The following is a 17,314-nucleotide window of genomic DNA, read 5'->3' on the forward strand; positions in this document are numbered from 1 at the left end:
ATTATTAGTTTATTTGAGATTAAAATAATATATTATTGTTAATTGGCGGTATGGTTGATTTTTAGCATTGTTTTAAATAGTATTTTTTTATAATTTATTACTCAATTTTTTGCAAATTATCCTTTGTTTTTTACAATTACTTAAGTATTTAAACATTAAAAATCATAATTAAATATAATATTGACTTAGTCAATGTAAGATATTTTCAAACCAAGAGGTTATATTTTATGTATGTAAAAAAATTTGAGGAGTTAAGCAAATCCGATATTGGAATTGCAGGTGGAAAAGGTGCTAATTTGGGTGAATTGACTCAAGCGGGCATTCCAGTACCACCAGGTTTTGTAGTAACTGCACAAGCTTATAAATATTTCATGGACGAAGCTGGAATTAACGATCAGGTAATGGAAATCCTTGATGCAATCGACATCAACGATACCAAAGCTCTTCAGGCTGCTGCTGAAGAAATCAAAGCGCTCATTATCGAATCCCCTATTCCAGATGATTTAGTTTTATTCATTCGTGAATATTATAATGAACTTTGTCAAAGGGTTGGCGAAGATGACACCGATGTAGCAATCAGGTCATCCGCAACTGCTGAAGATTTGCCTGAAGCATCTTTTGCGGGCCAACAAGACACTTTCCTGCATGTATCCGGTGATGATGAAGTAATTGAATACATCAGAAAATGTTGGGCATCACTATTTGAAGCAAGGGCAATCTTTTACAGAGAAGAAAATGACTTTGAACATTCAAAAGTTTACATTGCAGTAGTTGTTCAAAAAATGGCAAATGCTGATAAGGCAGGAGTAATGTTTACTGTAAATCCATCCACTGGTGAAGAAATTGCATTAATTGAAGGATCCTGGGGACTTGGAGAATCAGTAGTATCAGGTGACGTAACCCCTGATAACTATCAGGTTGACAAAAAGGACAACGAAATCATCAATGTTACAATCAGTGACAAAAAGGTAATGTACACCAATGATGAAGCCGGTACCAGTGTAAAAGTCGATGTTCCTGAAGACAAAAGGAAAGAAAGGGTATTGTCTGATGAGGAACTCATTGAATTGACCGAAATGGGTAAAAGGGTTCAAGCTCACTATGGCGAACCAATGGATACCGAATGGGCATTTGAAAAAGACATGTTATTCTTATTGCAGGCAAGGCCAATCACTACCTTAGGCAATGCTGATGAAGTTGCAGGAGATGCTTCCTCTGATTTAGGTGATGTTTTAGTAAGAGGTCTTGGAGCAAGCCCAGGTATGGCTTCCGGTACAGTTAAAATCATCTTGGACATTGATGAATTGGATAAAATCAAAGATGGAGACATCATGGTTACAACAATGACCACTCCTGATATGGTGCCTGCTATGAGAAGAGCAAGCGGTATCGTAACTGATGAAGGTGGAGTAACCTGTCACGCTTCAATTATCTCAAGAGAACTTGGAATTCCTTGTGTTGTAGGAACCGGTGATGCTACAACCGTATTGGAAGAAAATTCCGGCGTTACCTTAGACGGTAAAAAAGGATTAGTATTTGATGGAATTTCTGAAACTAAAGAAGAGGCAACTGTTGTTGCAGGAACCGTTGAAGCAGCTCCTATCATAACTGTAACTGAAGTTAAAGCTAATGTAAGTATGCCTGAAGCAGCTGAAAAAGCAGCGGCAACCGGTGCAGATGGTGTTGGACTTTTAAGAACTGAACATTTAATGTTAACCTCTGGTGTTCACCCTGGTAAATTCATTGCTGATGGAAGGGAAGATGAATTGATTGATACAATTGCGGACAATGTTCAAATTGTAGCTGATGCTTTCTATCCAAAACCAGTATGGTACAGAACTTTGGATGCACCAACCGATGAGTTCATCACATTAGAAGGTGGTGAAAACGAACCTAGAGAACATAACCCAATGCTTGGTTGGAGAGGAATCAGAAGAGAACTCGATCAACCTGAAATCCTTAAATGTGAATTCAGAGCAATCAAAAAATTGCACGAAAAAGGATACACAAACATTGGTATTATGATTCCATTATCACAAAGTCCAGAAGAACTTAAACAAGCTAAGGCACTTTGTTCTGAAGTAGGATTTGAACCTCACAAAGATGTGGACTTTGGTATGATGGTGGAAATTCCAGCAGCTGCAATAATGATTGATGAATACATTAAAGTTGGAATAGACTTTGTAAGTTTAGGAACCAACGACTTGACCCAATACACTCTCGCTGTTGACAGAAACAACGAGTTTGTAGCAAAACACTACACTGAAGAACACCCTGCAGTAATGAAACTGATTGAAAGAACAATTAGAAAATGTGCTGAAGCAGGTGTTACATGCAGTATCTGTGGTCAAGCAGGTAGTGTACCTCACATTGTTGAAAAACTTGTTGAATATGGAATTACAAGTGTATCATCAAATACCGATGCTATTGCTGATGTGAGAAAAACTGTTGCACGTGCTGAACAAAAAATTATTCTCGACGCTGCTCGTAAACGTCTAGAATAATCTTTTTATTCTTTTTTTATTTTTATTTTTATTAATTATTCTTAGATAGGTTACTTTATGGACGATAAGCCAATAGATAAGCAGGATATATTGAATGAATTGGATGAACTTCACAAATTGGACCATAACTATGCTGATGGCAGAATATTGGGGTCAATGTGTACTGAGGCACATCCTTTTGCAAAAGAAGTATTTTGCAAATTTTTAGACACTAATTTGGGAGATCCAGGTCTTTTTAGAGGCACTAAACAAATTGAAAATAATGTCATCAAATCTATTGGGGAATTATTGTCTCTTGATGAAGCTTACGGCAATATTGTTACTGGCGGAACTGAAGCTAATTTAATGGCAATGAGGGCTGCAAGAAATCATGCAAGAAAATATAAGGGAATAACTGATGGTGAAATAATCATTCCCGAGTCTGCTCATTTTTCATTCAAGAAAGCTGCAGACATGCTAAATTTAAAGATTGTCGAAGCAAAAATCGATGAAAATTACAAGATAGATGTCGAATCTGTTAAAGAGGTGATTTCTGATAAAACTGTGGCAATCGTGGCAATTGCAGGAACTACTGAATTGGGATTGATTGACCCAATTGAAGAGATTTCCAATATTGCTTTGGAAAATAATATTTATTTCCATGTTGATGCCGCTTTTGGAGGATTTTCAATTCCGTTTTTAAGGCAAGCAGGTTATGATTTGCCTGTTTTTGATTTTTCACTTGAGGGGGTATGCTCCATAACTGTTGATCCTCACAAGATGGGTTTGGCTCCAATCCCTGCTGGCGGAATCATTTTCAGACGGGAAGAGTATCTTGATGTGATGGCGGTCGATTCACCATATCTGACTGTTAAAACACAATCCACTATTGTTGGAACTCGATTGGGCGCTTCATCTGCCGCAACCTATGCAATAATGAAATATTTTGGAAAGGAAGGATATTCCAAACTTGCTCAAAATCAGATGGAAAATACTAAATTTTTTGCAGAAAAATTAAAAAAATTAGGTTATGAGATTATTTGTGAGCCTGAATTAAACATTGTGGCGTTTAACCATCCGGATATGAATGCCCATGTTTTGGCCCGAAAATTAGAAGATTTGGGCTGGAAGGTCTCTGTTGCCAAATGCCCTGTTGCAATCAGGGTAGTCTTAATGAATCATATTAAAAGAAATCATTTGGAAGAGCTATTGAAAGATTTGGAAGATATATATTAATCTTCAATACTTTCAACATACATTAAAGGATAATTCAGCTCTTCAATAAATTCAATTCTGATTATTGCAACAATATCATCTACTTTTGTATGGATTTTAACGTCAAGCATGTCCCCGGTAAGTGAAGTGTAGTCAAATTCGGTCATTGATTCCTCTAGCTTATCAAATCTGATTTCAACTTCTACTTTTTCAATTGCAGGCTGTAAGCTTAGTGATTCTTCCATGGCCTTTTCCAAGCTTCCTTTTGTGTTCTTATTTACAGGTGTTCCTACAAACTGGTGGAATAATGCTCCCATACTGATTGCACCTTCAAATATGGCACGTTCACGTGTTGTTATATTTGAAAAGTACTCTTTATCAACATCCATTATAATCCTCCATTTAAAAATATTATCTTGTCATATATCCATCCGGACGGTATTGGATTAATGCAGCAATATAACAGCACGGCTGAAATGATTAACACTGTCGCTAAGATGTATATCCTGTTGTCCTTTGGATAAAAGAAACTGAATATCATTCCCGCTACTAAAAATATTGCAGTAATTATCCATGCATTTGATTCCTGTGGGTTGTCTTCCAGAATTTGTACATTTACTGGGCCTTGGCTAACCAAATCTCCCTGAACAATCATTCTGTTTTCAGTTGAGCCGATTGGATCGCAGGTAATCAGATAAGTAGAATTATCTCCTTCAGGATAAAAGTCATATGTTGCAGGCACAATTGTTGAATTCACTACATTATATTTTAGCTCTCCAATTCCCGGCCATTCAAGCATGAACGTATCTCCTGCGCCCAGTTCATTCAGTCTTAAAAATGGTGACCCCTGAAGTGTCCTATGCCCATATAACGCAACAGAACTTTCAGTCGGAATATTCTCTGCCGGATCACTTAAAACCCCATAATCTAATGATTCCATATTTATTCTCTCATTGACTCCGATTGAGGGGATTATGATTTTGGGAGAATCAACATTGACACTTTTTTCAACAGCGACCTTTGTTGAAAAGTAATTCACTTCCCCCATTGCATATAATCCAATTATCAATAGGCAGATAATAATAACTATTGTTGAAATGCTAGGTTTGTTCATAATATCAACTTTGTCGCATCTACTATTAATATTATATTAATCTTGATATGTTTCGCTGAGTTCTTTCACCATCCAATCGGGAGCCTCTGAAGTGGGAATTGTCAGGACAATATTTTCCATATTATTCAATATGAAATTAACCTTGTCCTGGGGTGTTTCAATTAATAGCATATACTGTGCATCTAAATCGCCCAGGTTGATTTCCCTCTCGTAATTGGATAGCTTCACCCCATAATCCTCAAGCATTTTGAAAGTTTTCTTTTCATCATATCCATTTATGATTGATCCTTTAATCATTTCCAGGACATCAGATGAGAATGCCTTTGTATTTTCGTGGGGGTTGGTCGTGTTTCCCCTTACAGTCATTTTGGATTTTGAATATTCCGAATCGATTTCTCCATTTTCTTCATATCTCATTATTGATATTACTGTGCATCCTCTGATTTCAGGAGAAGTGGAGTTTGTAGTATTCTCAAATGTTGAATTTGAAGTTGCATATATGTCGACAACGCTGCCTTCCTTTACAAGGCCTGCACCTGCCTGAAGGCGTGAAACGAGAATTGGAACTGAAACGGTATTCGGTTCTTCAAACTTGACCTGCGAAAGTATTGTCGCGTCATTTTCATTCACAATTTCCATAGCTTCATATGTTGGAATGATAGTGCTTTTGCTTTCGTTTTCATAGACTGCCATTGTCCGATTGTATTTGTCCTGATGGAGATTTATGGATTTTTTATGATGTTCCTTCCAGTCTTTTGTTGCGGGGGTTAAAACGTTTATTGATTCGACTTCATGTGCGTCTCTTGCATCATTGATTTGGTTTTCAAGTAATAATGAATTTGGGGAGGTTGCCAATGCTCCTGAATATAGGTCATGAAGTTCGTTTAGTTTTGTTGTCTTTGCAAGGGACAATGCCTCCTGATTAGGCTCATAAATTATGAAATAATATGCAGTGATTATTAATGTCAGCAGAACTAGTGTTGTAATAATCACGCCAATTTTCCTTTTTTTCTCATCATCAGTTATATCGATTGATTTTGGAGAGAGATAGATTCCAATTTTTCGATTTAACTTTTTTAGTGGTGTTAATTCATTTTCTTCTTTTTTTGAGGGTTTTTGAAGTTCGCTAGAAATTTGCTTTTTCAATTCCTGTGTTTCTTTAAAACCTCTCGGATAAAGTGGATCACGTGGTTTTTTGGTATTCATTTTCAATACTCCTAAATTCAATTATATGATGGTTAACTTAATTAAATAGGAGTAATAATTCCTTACATTTTAATTAAATTAATTATTAGGTAGTAAAGACAGAATAATAGTAATATTAATGCAGGCACGTTGATATTGAAGATTATGATGTTAATTGGAAGAATCAAAATCAATATCAAAACCGCTGATATTGCAATCACTGGGATGTTGTCGAATTTTGGATATTTGATGTTGCTTATCATAAGTAATGAAATGATGACACTCAGTATTAATGCAATGTATGGGTTGAACAATCCGCTCAGATAAAATGTGGCAATTACAAATGAGATTCCTGGAATTGGAAATCCTATGAAACCTTTTGTATCCAGTTTATCTGCAATTACATTGTATCTGGTTAATCTTAAAACTCCACAAATTACAATAAATAAGCTAATGAGGATTACTATTGCTTGAAATATGCCTGGGGTGGTGTTAATGCAACTGTAAATAAATATTGCAGGTGCAACTCCGAATGAAATGATATCAGATAAGGAATCGATATTTTTCCCGAAGCCTAAATCGTCCTGTCTATTTGTTTTGCGTGCTACCCAACCATCTGAGGAGTCAAATATGATTGCAATAATCATAAGGATTGCAGCAAGTTCAAAATTATGATTAATCGAACTGATGACTGATAAAAATCCTGAACTCATATTTAATAGGGATATGATGTCAGATATTGCTATAAAACTTTTCATCTCTGTGTTCATGCTACTCATAATTTAACTCCAGTATTACTTTCTACTTCATTTCTTATTAATCTTACCTTCTAATTCACTTAATTTTTACTTATATCCTCATTTATTAATGTAGATATGTTATTTTTATCCAGTTTGAAAAATTGTTTTCACTTATAATTATTAACTTTGTATTATATAGTTATTTTGTTTGAAGGTTATTGTTTTCGCCCCTTCGTGTTAAAATCAAGTTTTTTCCAATTTTTTTTAAAAAAAGTCCAATAAACGATAAAATATATATAATAATGTTTTTAATAAATATTAATTGTTAGACTTTATAAACATCAATAAATTTCTTTATTTAGGTATTGAATTTGGAAGTTGCTTTCCTAAATTTCGAATTCTTAAATAATATTTCTTGTTTGTTTAAACGACTAATTTATATCAATATATTGCGAGTAGTTAAATGATAGAAGATAATATACGCATGCTCAGACAAGCTGCAATGGCTACATCAAGTGAAAACTATGAAATTGAAAAGGCTTGGGGTATTATTGCAGGTAATGTGGATTTGGTTGATGATATGGCATATAAGGCCATTGCATCTAATCATCAAATTAAAATACTGTTCAGAGAGCATGTTATATTGACTAGCGGTAAGATTGATAAGAAATTTGATTTTATCATGCTTCATGGTAATGCTCTTAAATTAAATGAATTTAAAGCTGAAACCCAAAAAGAGGGCGGAGCATATATCAAGGTTTCTAAAAATCATCTATCAAACGAGCCCAACTTGATGGTATTGGTTGCTCCTGATGATGTAATTAGGAATATTGTGTCCACCATTGAAAAATCAAAGATTTCCTGTGCAATCTTACAGGAATCTCAAACTACTGGATTCATAGATATTGATATAAGTAACGAAGTTAAATTGCCAAACTTTATTAAATCTCTCCTCAAACCATTTTATAATGCGAATGAGGTTGTTTTATCAACAGTTTTAATCTCTGTTGAAGAAAAAGAGGCAGTAAATAAAGTTCAAAGTATAGCTACATCTAATAAGGTTTTCGTTATCGATTTTAGAGACGTTGTAACGGAGGATAAATCATGAATATTTTTGGAAATGAAGAGGAAGAACCACAAACTGAAAATACTAAAGTTATTAGTAACAGTTTAGGAATTGATTTAGGAACTTTAAACACTGTAATTGCAAAGCCTTCAGGTGATAAATTTGATTTATACCAAATTCCATCTGTTGTTGCAGTTAAAAAAGATGATCCTGCAGAAGTATTGGCTGTTGGTGAAGAAGCTAAAAAAATGCTCGGTAGAACTCCTGAAGATATTCTTGCAGTAAGACCTTTGAAAAAAGGAGTTATAGAAAACGTTGTACAAGCACAAGCATTACTTATTAAAGCAATGCAAATCGGTATTAATGAAGGTGAAACTGTAGGTAGAATCGTCATTGGTATTCCTGGTGATGCTTCTGAAGTAGAGAAAAACGCTGCTGAAGAAATAGGAAGAAAAGCTGGTGCTCAAAACATTTTAGTGATTAGCGAAGGATTGGCTGCAGCTATTGGTGCAGGTTTGCCTATTGCAGAACCAAACGGCACAATGGTTGTTGATATTGGTGCTGGTTCAACTGATATTGTAATCATTTCCCTTGGTGGTATCAATGATATTGAAACCGTTAGATGTGGTGGAGATGATATCGATACTAAAATAGTTGAACTTGTAGCAGAAAAATATGATGTAGCAATTGGTATTCATGATGCAGAGGCTGCAAAAATTGAAGTTGGTATGGTACATTGTTCCGAACAACTTGAAAACTTAAGTGTTGAAGTAATCGGTAAATCTCTTGAAACTAATAGGCCTAAAAAAGTTGTAATTGATTCAATGCTCGTTGCAGATGCAGTAGAACCATTTATGCAACAAATCGTGGACGGATTAAATGTGATTTTAGAAAGGTTATCTCCAGAATTGATGATGGGCGTTTACAATAATGCCGTTGCTGTTGGTGGAACTTCAAGACTTCGTGGAATTAAAAACAGAATTTTCGATGAAATTGGAATACCAATAGAAATTTCTGAAGATCCTATGACTGTTGTAGCAAAAGGTACTGCAATTGTTGCTGCTGAACCTCTTGCATTAGAACCTGAAGTCCGTCTTAGGGCTATGAAATAAATTTATTTTATTTCATTTCTTTTTTTTATTATTTTTTCTGATTTTTATGGATATTTTAGGTATTGATGAAGCTGGAAGAGGGTCTGTCTTAGGTCCGATGGTAATTGCAGGGGTTATTGTTCCCGAAAAGATGGAAAAAGTCCTTGGAAGAATGGGTGTCAAGGACTCCAAAAGATTAGCTCCAAATCGCCGCACTATATTGTCTCGCAAATTAAAGAAAATGTTTGAATATGACATTATCGTAATTACCGCCCGTGAAATTGATGAGATGAGGGCCGATGGAATTAATCTTAATGAGATTGAAAAAAATGCAATGGAAGAACTGATTTTAAGATTAAAACCTCAAAAAGCTATTGTTGATGCTGTTGATGTGAAAGCTGAAAGATTTCAAGAAAACCTTAGAAACGATACAGGCTTTGACGTTATTGCTGAACACAAGGCTGATGATAAATATATTCAGGTAAGTGCAGCATCAATTATTGCAAAAGCTGAAAGGGATGCTCAAATTGCTGAAATTAACAAGGAATTTATCAAATCTGGCGGAATCGGTTCAGGGTATCCATCTGACCCAAAAACTAAAGAATTCTTAAATAATTATACTTATGATGAAATGCCGGATTTCGTTAGAAGGTCCTGGAATACAGTTGCTAAAATGAAATAATATCAATCTTTTTTTAAATAATATTTAAGTATAGGAATTAATAAAATATTCTTATAAACAATTTTTTCAATATAAATATTTAGGGATAAAAATGATTATTGAGTATGTTATGCCGTTAATTGATGGAATAGTTGACATTTTTACTCAAGGTGGAATTATTACTTATATAATTCTTTTTATTGGTATTTATGGTCTTATTATTGCATTGAGAAAAATTGCATATCTTAGAAGAATTAGTAAAGTTGATACAACCGAAATATTCGGTGTTGTAACTGCATCAATGGAAAGGGGCGGCGCTGTAGAAGCTTTAAAACAGATAAACGGATTTAAAAATCCTATTTCTAGAATTATTTCTGAAACTTTAAAAATTGGTTATAAAAACAAAACTGAAGTTGAAGAGAGTATGGAGCAAATTTTCATTGTTGAAGTTGCTAAAATGACTAAAGGTTTAAGCACTATTAAAACCATTATAGAGCTTGCTCCATTTTTAGGTTTAATCGGTACTGTTATAGGTATTTGGATGACTTTTAAATCATTGGGAGTTCATCCGGATTCTGCTGCAATGGCCGAAGGTATTTATGTTGCCTTGACAACCACAATTATGGGGCTTTTAGTGGCTATTGTTCTATTGCCTGTATATACTTATATTCAAGGCCTTATCGAATCTGAAATGGATAAGATTGAACTTGCTACAAAAATGACCAATTGGGGATATGCTGTTGTAAAAATCAGAGTAGATTCCAATGTGGAATGTGCACTTGAAGCTCTTCAGGAAGCTGATGGGGTTGTAAATACTAGACTGATTTCTGATCCTTATGCTAACATAAAGGTTTCTTTTAAGCCAAGTATGTTGGATAAGAGTATTGCAAATATTATTTTAGAAAAATGTAATGTTAATGCTGAGATTACTGAAAGTAAACTAAGACAATAAGGTGATTAAATGGCAATTGATGTAAAAAAACATAAGAAAAAGTTTTTAGATCAACAACCAAGTATCAATTTAGTTCCTTTTATTGATATTCTTTTTACCATAATGATTTTCTTAGTTGTTACAAGTAATTTTTCAGCTACTGATGTTCAAGCGGATGCTGCGGATGATGTTGAGGATACCGGCGGGAAACCTAATGTAACTGATGTTTCTGGGGACCAGGAATATTATGTTATGCCAGTAGCCAACCTGCATAAGGTTACTGTAAACGGTCAGGATCGGTCGGATGCGATAGCGGGCAGTGCCGTGGGTGTTCAAGCTAATGTTATTGATGAAGGACAAGTTACCATTAAACCTGGTGAAATTGTTATACAGACTCCTCCAGGTGTGCCTCCAGAGGTGGCCGTACAACGTCCTGAACTTTAAGGAGATATAAAATGTATACTGGTAGAATTTTATCAACTGGGATGAATAGTGAAGGTAAACCTTTTGTAGCCTACAGGGTATCAAGCAGGTCATTTCCGAATAGGGATTGCTATAAATTTGATGACCATGTGGCTGTTGTCCCAAAGGAAGGTTTTGAAAAAGATATTTATAAGAGCACTTATATTTCTTACAATTGCATCTGTTTTGCAAATGATGTTGCAGTTGTATCAAATGGTTCTCAAACAGATGTTATAGCGGATAAGATTCGTGTAGGAATGAATATCAGGGATGCAATGGCATATTCATTACTTACTATGGATTATGAAAAAGATGATTATAATACTCCAAGAATTGCTGCTGCCGTAACTGCAACCGACAATGAAGATGAATATGAGTGTTATATTGGAATTGTTAATGACAACAAGATATTAGTTGAACAGGTGCCATATGGTGAAGCAGCATTTATTTCAACATACGGCAGTCAAGTGCCTGACAAAGTCGATTTTGAAGCCAAGACTTCTGAAGAGGCAGCAAAATATATTTTTGATGAAGGTACTTTTGCAAATTACGAAAAACCCGTCACATCCAGTGCGGCTGTTTTTGATGGAAAATGGACTACTGCGGTCTATGTTCCATAATTTTTCTTTTTTTTTAAGTATTTTTAGATGATTATTATGAGTATTGAATTGTTTGGTTTAGAGGATATTCCTATTGTTGATGGGAATAGTGACATTTCTCAAATTATTAAAGATGCTGTTGAAAAGCAGGGTTGCGGTTTAAATCATGGTGATATTGTTTTAATCGCAGAGACTTTAATTTCAAAGGCTGAAGAAAATTTCATCAAATTAGATGAATTGGTGCCGTCTGACTTTGCAATCAAACTTTCAAATGATTCAGGCAAAGACCCTAGATTAGTTGAAGCCATTTTAAATGAATCTAATGAGGTTGTACGCATTGGCCCTAATTTTATCATAACTGAAACAAAACAGGGTTTTGTCTGTGCTAATGCAGGTATTGACGAGTCCAATGTTGGGGATGGTCTTGCCACTCCAATGCCAAAAGATGCGGATAAATCTGCCCGTGAAATTCGAGAAGATTTGGAGGATTACTTTGGAGAAGAAATTGCAGTCATTATAACTGATACTCAAGGAAGAGCATTCAGATTTGGTGCAATAGGTACTGCAATTGGCTGTTCAGGCATATCCCCTATTTGGAAACGTGTTGGTGAAAAGGATTTGTACGGAAGGGAATTGGAAACAACTGAGATTGCAACCTGTGACGAACTGTCTGCAGCCGCATCTCTTATTATGGGGCAGGCCGATGAAGGTCTTCCTGTTGTTATTATTCGTGGCTTTGACAGTTTTGACATATTGAGAAATGTTGATTCAAATATTAAACCTGTTTTAATGCCTAAAGAGGCAGATGTATTTAGAAAGTAGCTGATATTATGATTACTGTTTTATCTGGAGGAACTGGTACTCCAAAATTATTGCAAGGGCTTAAGGAAATTGTTGATCCTAAGGATTTGACAATTATTGTAAATACCTTGGAAAACAATTACTTTTCCGGAGTTTATGTCTCAGCAGACATTGATACTGTACTGTATACTATGTCTGACATGATAAATGATGAATTCTGGTATGGGGTTAAGGATGATACATTCATAACTCATGACAGGCTTGAAGAGTTGGGTTGCCCTGAACTGCTTAGAATAGGCGATATTGACCGTGCCACAAAGATACAGAAAACCCAACTGATGGAAAAGTATGGCCTTGCAAAGGCATGTGAAATCCAGGCCAGGAATATGGGAATCGAATCCAAAATCATTCCTATGAGTGAAGAGGAATCTGAAATAAAAATCGTCACCGATATCGGCGAGCTTGAGTTCCATGACTTTTTAATAAAGCACCAATCAGAACCTGAAGTGTTGGATGTCAAATTTTCCAATGTCAATCCAGCAGAAGGAGTTGTTGATGCCATTAGAAATTCAGATGCAGTAATTATCGGACCATCCAATCCAATCACTTCAATTTTACCAATATTATCTCTTGAAGGTGTTCGTGATGCACTAAAAGACACTTATGTCGTTGCGGTTTCACCAATTATAGGTTCAGGTGCTGTTTCAGGACCTGCAAGCAAGTTCATGGAAGCTTTGGATATTGATGTTTCAGCTATTGGTGTTGCGTCACTATACCATGATTTCCTTGACAATATTGTTATTGATGATAAGGATGTTAATCTGAAATCACAAATAAATCAAATAGTTAATAAGGTAACAATTACAAATACAATAATGAATAATTTAGGCGTCAAAAAAAATTTGGCACAAATTATTATAGATAGTATTCCTTAATAGAAAGAGGCGATTATCAAATGATACAAATGACATTAATACAAATTGACAATTATGGGCCTTGGACCGTAACTCCAAGACCAAGAACTGAATCCGACTTACAAATGCTTCAAGCAAGTTTATTTGCAGATTTAAATAATCATTTTGGAAACAAGAAAGGTTTAGTATTCTTTACCAGATTCGATAATTTACTTGCTGTTTCAAATGGTTTGGATGAAGAGGACCATTTAAGAATTCAAAGGTCTATCAGAAACAGATACCCAATTACTATAAGTATGGGTGTAGGTGCTGCTGAAACTCCTCATGAAGCTCAAAAATTAGCTACCATTGCACTTCAAAAAGCAGGAAGTGCTCAATCAGGTGAAAGAAAAGAAATTTTAGCTGTTGACAGTTTGGTAAGTGAGGAAGACAGTTTTGTTCAAGCGGCTCATATTGACATCAACAGTGTTACAGAAACTTTAACAGATATAGAATCCGCTTTTGATACAAGTTTCATGGTCAATAAGGCTCAACACTATTTAATGACCAAATTGATTAAAAAAGGAGCATTATTATTCTTCATCGGTGGAGATAATTTCATGTCTCCATGTAACGGTTTGTCCGAAAAGGAAATTGAAGATATCATGGTTGAAATTGATGAAGAAATCGGCATTAAACTCAAAGCAGGTATAGGTAGAGGTAAAAATGCTGAAGATGCTGCTTACATGGCAGATATTGGTCTTGAAGAAATCAGAGCTAATAATAATGAAATGTGGACTTGGGTAATCGAAAAAGAATATTAAGGGATATTATGATTAGAGTAGTTGCTCCAATGGCCGGAATAACTAACGCTGATTTTTTAAATAAGGTTATTCCATTGGGTTTTGATGTAGCTACTTTAGGCGGATACAGTTTAGATGCGCCTACAATTGAAGCAAGTAAAAAGATCATCGAGAGAGGAAGGGCAGAATTTGATTTTCCTTTAGATGAGATTTTTACCCATATTCAAAATGAAGTGAATTCAATCAAAAGTGTTCACAGTGATGTAAAAGTTTCAGCCAATGTGAGGGCAACAACCGCACAGCCAATTATTGAGGTAGGCAATATCGAAAATTTGGATATTGTTGAAATTAATTGTCATTGTCGCCAAGAGGAAATATTAGCTATTGGCTGTGGTCAGGAAATGTTGAGTCGTCCGGATTTATCTAATTTTATTTCTCAAGTCGTTGATAATGTAAAAAGCCAAGTATCAGTCAAAATTCGGGCAAACGTAGAAGGAACTGATACTTTGGAAATTGCAAAGTTGATAGACGATGCCGGCGCTGACTATTTGCATATTGATGCAATGAAGAAGGGTGTTTTTGAAGCTGACTGGGAACTTTTAAGTGAAATTTCTAATAATGTTAATATTAAGGTTATTGGTAATAATTCAGTTAACAGTAGGGAAAATCTTGAAAAAATGATTAATACTGGTGTTGACGGATTTTCAATAGCTCGTTCAGTTATTTCTGGAAATTTGGATTTTAATATTACTGATTTTTAAAATATTTAAAACAATTGTTATTAGAAAGTATTATTAATAGTTTAAAATAAAGATTAAATCAATAGGTGATTTCATGGATTTTATAACTCTTAAGAATATTACAAAAACTTTTGATGGTGTTGATGTTCTTAAAGATATTAATTTAAAGATTATTGAAGGAGAGACTTTAGGTATTTTGGGACGTAGTGGAAGCGGAAAATCTGTTTTAATCAACATGCTTAGGGGAACAAAGGAATACACCCCTGATGCAGGTAATATTATAATGAATATTGCTGTTTGTCCAGATTGTTTGGCTGTTGAATCCCCATCTCACGAAGGTGAAAAATGTAACTGTGGCGGAACATATGAAGCTAGGGAAGTTGATTTCTTTAATGCTGAGAGAAAATTATTTGCAAGTATCAAAAGAAGAATTTCCATCATGTTACAACGTAATTTCGCTTTGTATGATGAAGAAACTGTAATTGAAAATGTAATGAGGGCAGTGCCTGATAATGTAGAGTATGAAGAAGGATTATATTTTGCTTTGGAATTATTGGAAATGGTTCAGATGAACCACAGGATTACTCACATTGCCCGTGATTTAAGTGGTGGGGAAAAACAAAGAGTTGTTCTTGCAAGGCAATTGGCTAAAAATCCGATGATGTTTTTAGCAGATGAACCTACCGGTACATTAGACCCTCAAACTGCTGTAAAGCTTCACAATACCTTGAAAGAAGGTGTTAAGGACAAAAATATTACCATGCTTATCACATCTCACTGGCCTGAAGTAATGACAGAACTTGCAGACAATGTAATTTGGTTGGAAGATGGTCAAATTAAAGAAGAGGGAGATCCTCATGTAGTTGTAGACCATTTCATGGAAACCGTTCCTGTTCCTGCAAAACCTGAAATTCCTGAGTTTGGTGAGGAAGAAATAATAATTAAAGACCTCAAAAAACATTATTACTCTATTGAACGTGGTGTAGTTAAAGCGGTTGACGGAATCAACCTAAAAATCCACCAAGAAGAGATTTTTGGAATTGTAGGATTAAGTGGTTCCGGTAAGACAACTACCACAAGAATGCTAATCGGATTAACTGAGCCAAGTAGCGGTGAAATTGACATCAAACTTGGTGACGAATGGATTGACATGACAAAAGGAGGTCCTCTCAACCGTGGACGTATTGTTCCTTATTTAGGATTATTGCATCAGGAATATTCATTATATCCTCACAGAACAATTCTAGGTAACTTAACCGATGCTATTAGTTTAAACTTGCCTGCTGAATTCGGTAAGATTAAAGCTATTCATGCATTGACCACTGTTGGTTTTGGTGAAGGTGAAGCTAATGTGATTTTAGATAAATACCCTGACCAATTAAGTGTGGGAGAAAAACACAGGATTGCTTTGGCACAGGTATTAATCAAAGAACCTAAAATCATCGTTTTGGATGAGCCAACAGGTACCATGGACCCTATTACTCGTGTTAATGTTACCGATTCTATTCTAAAAGCCCGTACAGAATTAGAACAAACCTTCATTATCGTTTCTCACGATATGGACTTTGTTTTAGATGTCTGTGACAGAGCGGCTTTAATGAGGGGAGGAAAACTCTTGGATGTTGGTACTCCTGAAGAAATTGTTAATCAATTAACTCCAGATGAAAAAGAAGATATGCTTAAAGACAGATAAATCTTCTTATTCATTTAATCTTTTTTTTATTTTTTTCCAATTTGGACAGAATTCGTCCATAAGCTTTTTAAAATTTTTTCCATGATTGAATTCAATCAGGTGACACAGTTCATGTATCATTACATATTCCAGGCATTCCTTATCTTTTTTTGCAAGATTCAAATTTAATGTAATTCTGCCGTCCTGTTTGCAGTTTCCCCAATTTTTCATCTTTCTAACGGTGATGCTTTTAGGTGTTCTTCCAACTATTTTGCTACATTTGTCTAAAACTTCTGGAATGGCCCTTTTCAGTTCCTGTCTGTAAAATTCGTCTAAAATCTTTTTTCTTTTTTCTATTGTGCTTCTTTTTGGAACGGGCAAATAAAGAGTATTTTCATTTACAAATACATGCTTTACATTATGGTTTGAAATTAGCTGCAGGACATATTCCCTTCCCCATAGAGGGTGTTTTTCACCATTGACATATTTTTGAGGAGCCTTGATGTCATTTTCCAGAATGTATTTTTGTTTTTTCAAAATCCATTCCATTTTTGACTTGACAAATGCAATTATCTCCGCATCGCTTACAAACAATGGTGCAGATACTTTTACATTGCCGTCCGGCGGCTGAATGCGTATATACATATTCTTAATGTTCTTCTTTTCTACGGTGACGGTAATATTTTCGATTAACATTCGATTAAAAAATAAGTTTTATAAAATATTTAAAATTTTTGTAATTGGTGGGAAAGCAAAATCCTATTCTACAAAAAAGATTATATATTCATACTTTAAATAAATTATATTATTATTTTATAAATTTATTTGGAGAAATGAAAATTATTTTTGGAGGATATT

The 17,314-nt window shown here is 34.9% G+C and carries 18 protein-coding genes; 13 read left to right on the plus strand and 5 right to left on the minus strand.

Going from position 1 to position 17,314, the window contains the following annotated elements:
• The first annotated feature begins 227 nt into the window (after positions 1 to 227).
• Entirely contained in the window at positions 228 to 2,504 is a 2,277-nt protein-coding gene (gene ppsA / locus ACJMML_RS00575) for a phosphoenolpyruvate synthase (RefSeq protein WP_405305497.1), read from the plus strand.
• Between the two features lie 57 nt (positions 2,505 to 2,561).
• Complete coding sequence (gene mfnA, locus ACJMML_RS00580) at positions 2,562 to 3,719, plus strand: tyrosine decarboxylase MfnA (protein ID WP_405305498.1); 1,158 nt, start codon at positions 2,562 to 2,564, stop codon at positions 3,717 to 3,719.
• On the opposite strand, the gene ACJMML_RS00585 is transcribed toward mfnA, so the two are convergent.
• The 4 genes from ACJMML_RS00585 to ACJMML_RS00600 form a co-directional block, all read right to left on the minus strand.
• Positions 3,716 to 4,087 carry a dihydroneopterin aldolase family protein gene (locus ACJMML_RS00585; RefSeq protein WP_405305499.1) on the minus strand — a complete coding sequence of 124 codons (372 nt, stop codon included), beginning with the start codon at positions 4,085 to 4,087 and terminating at the stop codon, positions 3,716 to 3,718. The two genes, mfnA and ACJMML_RS00585, sit on opposite strands and share 4 nt — an antisense overlap.
• Positions 4,087 to 4,812 carry a sortase gene (locus tag ACJMML_RS00590; protein WP_405305500.1) on the minus strand — a complete coding sequence of 242 codons (726 nt, stop codon included), beginning with the start codon at positions 4,810 to 4,812 and terminating at the stop codon, positions 4,087 to 4,089. Before ACJMML_RS00590 ends, ACJMML_RS00585 begins: the two co-directional genes overlap by 1 nt.
• A 36-nt stretch (positions 4,813 to 4,848) precedes the next feature.
• On the minus strand, positions 4,849 to 6,018 hold the full coding sequence (locus ACJMML_RS00595; RefSeq protein WP_405305501.1) for a DUF515 domain-containing protein: 1,170 nt from the start codon (positions 6,016 to 6,018) through the stop codon (positions 4,849 to 4,851).
• Between the two features lie 62 nt (positions 6,019 to 6,080).
• A complete protein-coding gene (locus ACJMML_RS00600) occupies positions 6,081 to 6,776 on the minus strand; it encodes an archaetidylserine synthase (RefSeq protein ID WP_405305502.1) in 696 nt (231 codons plus the stop codon).
• 424 nt (positions 6,777 to 7,200) lie between these two features.
• Between ACJMML_RS00600 and ACJMML_RS00605 the strand changes: the two genes are divergently transcribed.
• The 11 genes from ACJMML_RS00605 to atwA all read left to right on the plus strand — a co-directional run bounded on the left by ACJMML_RS00605 (position 7,201) and on the right by atwA (position 16,477).
• Complete coding sequence (locus ACJMML_RS00605; RefSeq protein ID WP_405305503.1) at positions 7,201 to 7,845, plus strand: hypothetical protein; 645 nt, start codon at positions 7,201 to 7,203, stop codon at positions 7,843 to 7,845.
• Positions 7,842 to 8,915: a rod shape-determining protein gene (locus ACJMML_RS00610; protein WP_405305504.1), complete on the plus strand. Its 1,074-nt coding sequence runs from the start codon at positions 7,842 to 7,844 to the stop codon at positions 8,913 to 8,915. Before ACJMML_RS00605 ends, ACJMML_RS00610 begins: the two co-directional genes overlap by 4 nt.
• Before the next feature lie 46 nt (positions 8,916 to 8,961).
• Positions 8,962 to 9,576, plus strand: a complete 615-nt coding sequence (gene rnhB, locus ACJMML_RS00615; RefSeq protein ID WP_405305505.1) for a ribonuclease HII — start codon at positions 8,962 to 8,964, stop codon at positions 9,574 to 9,576.
• A 91-nt stretch (positions 9,577 to 9,667) separates the two neighbouring features.
• Positions 9,668 to 10,507, plus strand: coding sequence for a MotA/TolQ/ExbB proton channel family protein (locus ACJMML_RS00620; protein ID WP_405305506.1), 840 nt, complete (start codon positions 9,668 to 9,670; stop codon positions 10,505 to 10,507).
• A 9-nt stretch (positions 10,508 to 10,516) separates the two neighbouring features.
• A complete protein-coding gene (locus ACJMML_RS00625; RefSeq protein ID WP_405305507.1) occupies positions 10,517 to 10,930 on the plus strand; it encodes an ExbD/TolR family protein in 414 nt (137 codons plus the stop codon).
• Positions 10,931 to 10,941: 11 nt separating this feature from the next.
• Entirely contained in the window at positions 10,942 to 11,568 is a 627-nt protein-coding gene (locus ACJMML_RS00630; RefSeq protein ID WP_303738473.1) for an IMP cyclohydrolase, read from the plus strand.
• A 27-nt stretch (positions 11,569 to 11,595) separates the two neighbouring features.
• A complete protein-coding gene (locus ACJMML_RS00635; protein ID WP_405305508.1) occupies positions 11,596 to 12,369 on the plus strand; it encodes a coenzyme F420-0:L-glutamate ligase in 774 nt (257 codons plus the stop codon).
• Positions 12,370 to 12,377: 8 nt separating this feature from the next.
• Positions 12,378 to 13,283 (plus strand): 2-phospho-L-lactate transferase, encoded by a 906-nt coding sequence (gene cofD / locus ACJMML_RS00640; protein WP_405305509.1) that lies wholly within the window; start codon positions 12,378 to 12,380, stop codon positions 13,281 to 13,283.
• A 20-nt stretch (positions 13,284 to 13,303) separates the two neighbouring features.
• On the plus strand, positions 13,304 to 14,065 hold the full coding sequence (locus tag ACJMML_RS00645; RefSeq protein WP_405305510.1) for a GTP cyclohydrolase III: 762 nt from the start codon (positions 13,304 to 13,306) through the stop codon (positions 14,063 to 14,065).
• Positions 14,066 to 14,094: 29 nt separating this feature from the next.
• Complete coding sequence (locus ACJMML_RS00650; protein ID WP_405305528.1) at positions 14,095 to 14,805, plus strand: MJ0144 family RNA dihydrouridine synthase-like protein; 711 nt, start codon at positions 14,095 to 14,097, stop codon at positions 14,803 to 14,805.
• A 73-nt stretch (positions 14,806 to 14,878) separates the two neighbouring features.
• Positions 14,879 to 16,477, plus strand: a complete 1,599-nt coding sequence (gene atwA / locus ACJMML_RS00655; RefSeq protein WP_405305511.1) for a methyl coenzyme M reductase system, component A2 — start codon at positions 14,879 to 14,881, stop codon at positions 16,475 to 16,477.
• 6 nt (positions 16,478 to 16,483) lie between these two features.
• Here atwA and ACJMML_RS00660 read toward each other — a convergent pair whose 3' ends face one another.
• On the minus strand, positions 16,484 to 17,152 hold the full coding sequence (locus tag ACJMML_RS00660; RefSeq protein WP_405305512.1) for a M48 family metallopeptidase: 669 nt from the start codon (positions 17,150 to 17,152) through the stop codon (positions 16,484 to 16,486).
• Positions 17,153 to 17,314: the final 162 nt, after the last annotated feature.

Origin of the sequence: Methanobrevibacter sp., from assembly GCF_045130115.1 — an archaeon.
GTDB lineage: Archaea > Methanobacteriota > Methanobacteria > Methanobacteriales > Methanobacteriaceae > Methanocatella.

Bases quoted from the DNA above. Each gene is read 5' to 3' on its own strand.
- ACJMML_RS00610 (WP_405305504.1), top strand. From the start codon at position 7,842: ATGAATATTTTTGGAAATGAAGAGGAAGAACCACAAACTGAAAATACT.
- ACJMML_RS00650 (WP_405305528.1), top strand. From the start codon at position 14,095: ATGGCCGGAATAACTAACGCTGATTTTTTAAATAAGGTTATTCCATTG.
- mfnA (WP_405305498.1), top strand. From the start codon at position 2,562: ATGGACGATAAGCCAATAGATAAGCAGGATATATTGAATGAATTGGAT.
- ACJMML_RS00600 (WP_405305502.1), bottom strand. From the start codon at position 6,776: ATGAGTAGCATGAACACAGAGATGAAAAGTTTTATAGCAATATCTGAC.
- ACJMML_RS00630 (WP_303738473.1), top strand. From the start codon at position 10,942: ATGTATACTGGTAGAATTTTATCAACTGGGATGAATAGTGAAGGTAAA.
- ACJMML_RS00645 (WP_405305510.1), top strand. From the start codon at position 13,304: ATGATACAAATGACATTAATACAAATTGACAATTATGGGCCTTGGACC.
- ACJMML_RS00660 (WP_405305512.1), bottom strand. From the start codon at position 17,152: ATGTTAATCGAAAATATTACCGTCACCGTAGAAAAGAAGAACATTAAG.
- ACJMML_RS00605 (WP_405305503.1), top strand. From the start codon at position 7,201: ATGATAGAAGATAATATACGCATGCTCAGACAAGCTGCAATGGCTACA.
- ACJMML_RS00585 (WP_405305499.1), bottom strand. From the start codon at position 4,087: ATGGATGTTGATAAAGAGTACTTTTCAAATATAACAACACGTGAACGT.
- ACJMML_RS00635 (WP_405305508.1), top strand. From the start codon at position 11,596: ATGATTATTATGAGTATTGAATTGTTTGGTTTAGAGGATATTCCTATT.
- rnhB (WP_405305505.1), top strand. From the start codon at position 8,962: ATGGATATTTTAGGTATTGATGAAGCTGGAAGAGGGTCTGTCTTAGGT.
- atwA (WP_405305511.1), top strand. From the start codon at position 14,879: ATGGATTTTATAACTCTTAAGAATATTACAAAAACTTTTGATGGTGTT.
- ACJMML_RS00595 (WP_405305501.1), bottom strand. From the start codon at position 6,018: ATGAATACCAAAAAACCACGTGATCCACTTTATCCGAGAGGTTTTAAA.
- cofD (WP_405305509.1), top strand. From the start codon at position 12,378: ATGATTACTGTTTTATCTGGAGGAACTGGTACTCCAAAATTATTGCAA.
- ACJMML_RS00625 (WP_405305507.1), top strand. From the start codon at position 10,517: ATGGCAATTGATGTAAAAAAACATAAGAAAAAGTTTTTAGATCAACAA.
- ACJMML_RS00620 (WP_405305506.1), top strand. From the start codon at position 9,668: ATGATTATTGAGTATGTTATGCCGTTAATTGATGGAATAGTTGACATT.
- ACJMML_RS00590 (WP_405305500.1), bottom strand. From the start codon at position 4,812: ATGAACAAACCTAGCATTTCAACAATAGTTATTATTATCTGCCTATTG.
- ppsA (WP_405305497.1), top strand. From the start codon at position 228: ATGTATGTAAAAAAATTTGAGGAGTTAAGCAAATCCGATATTGGAATT.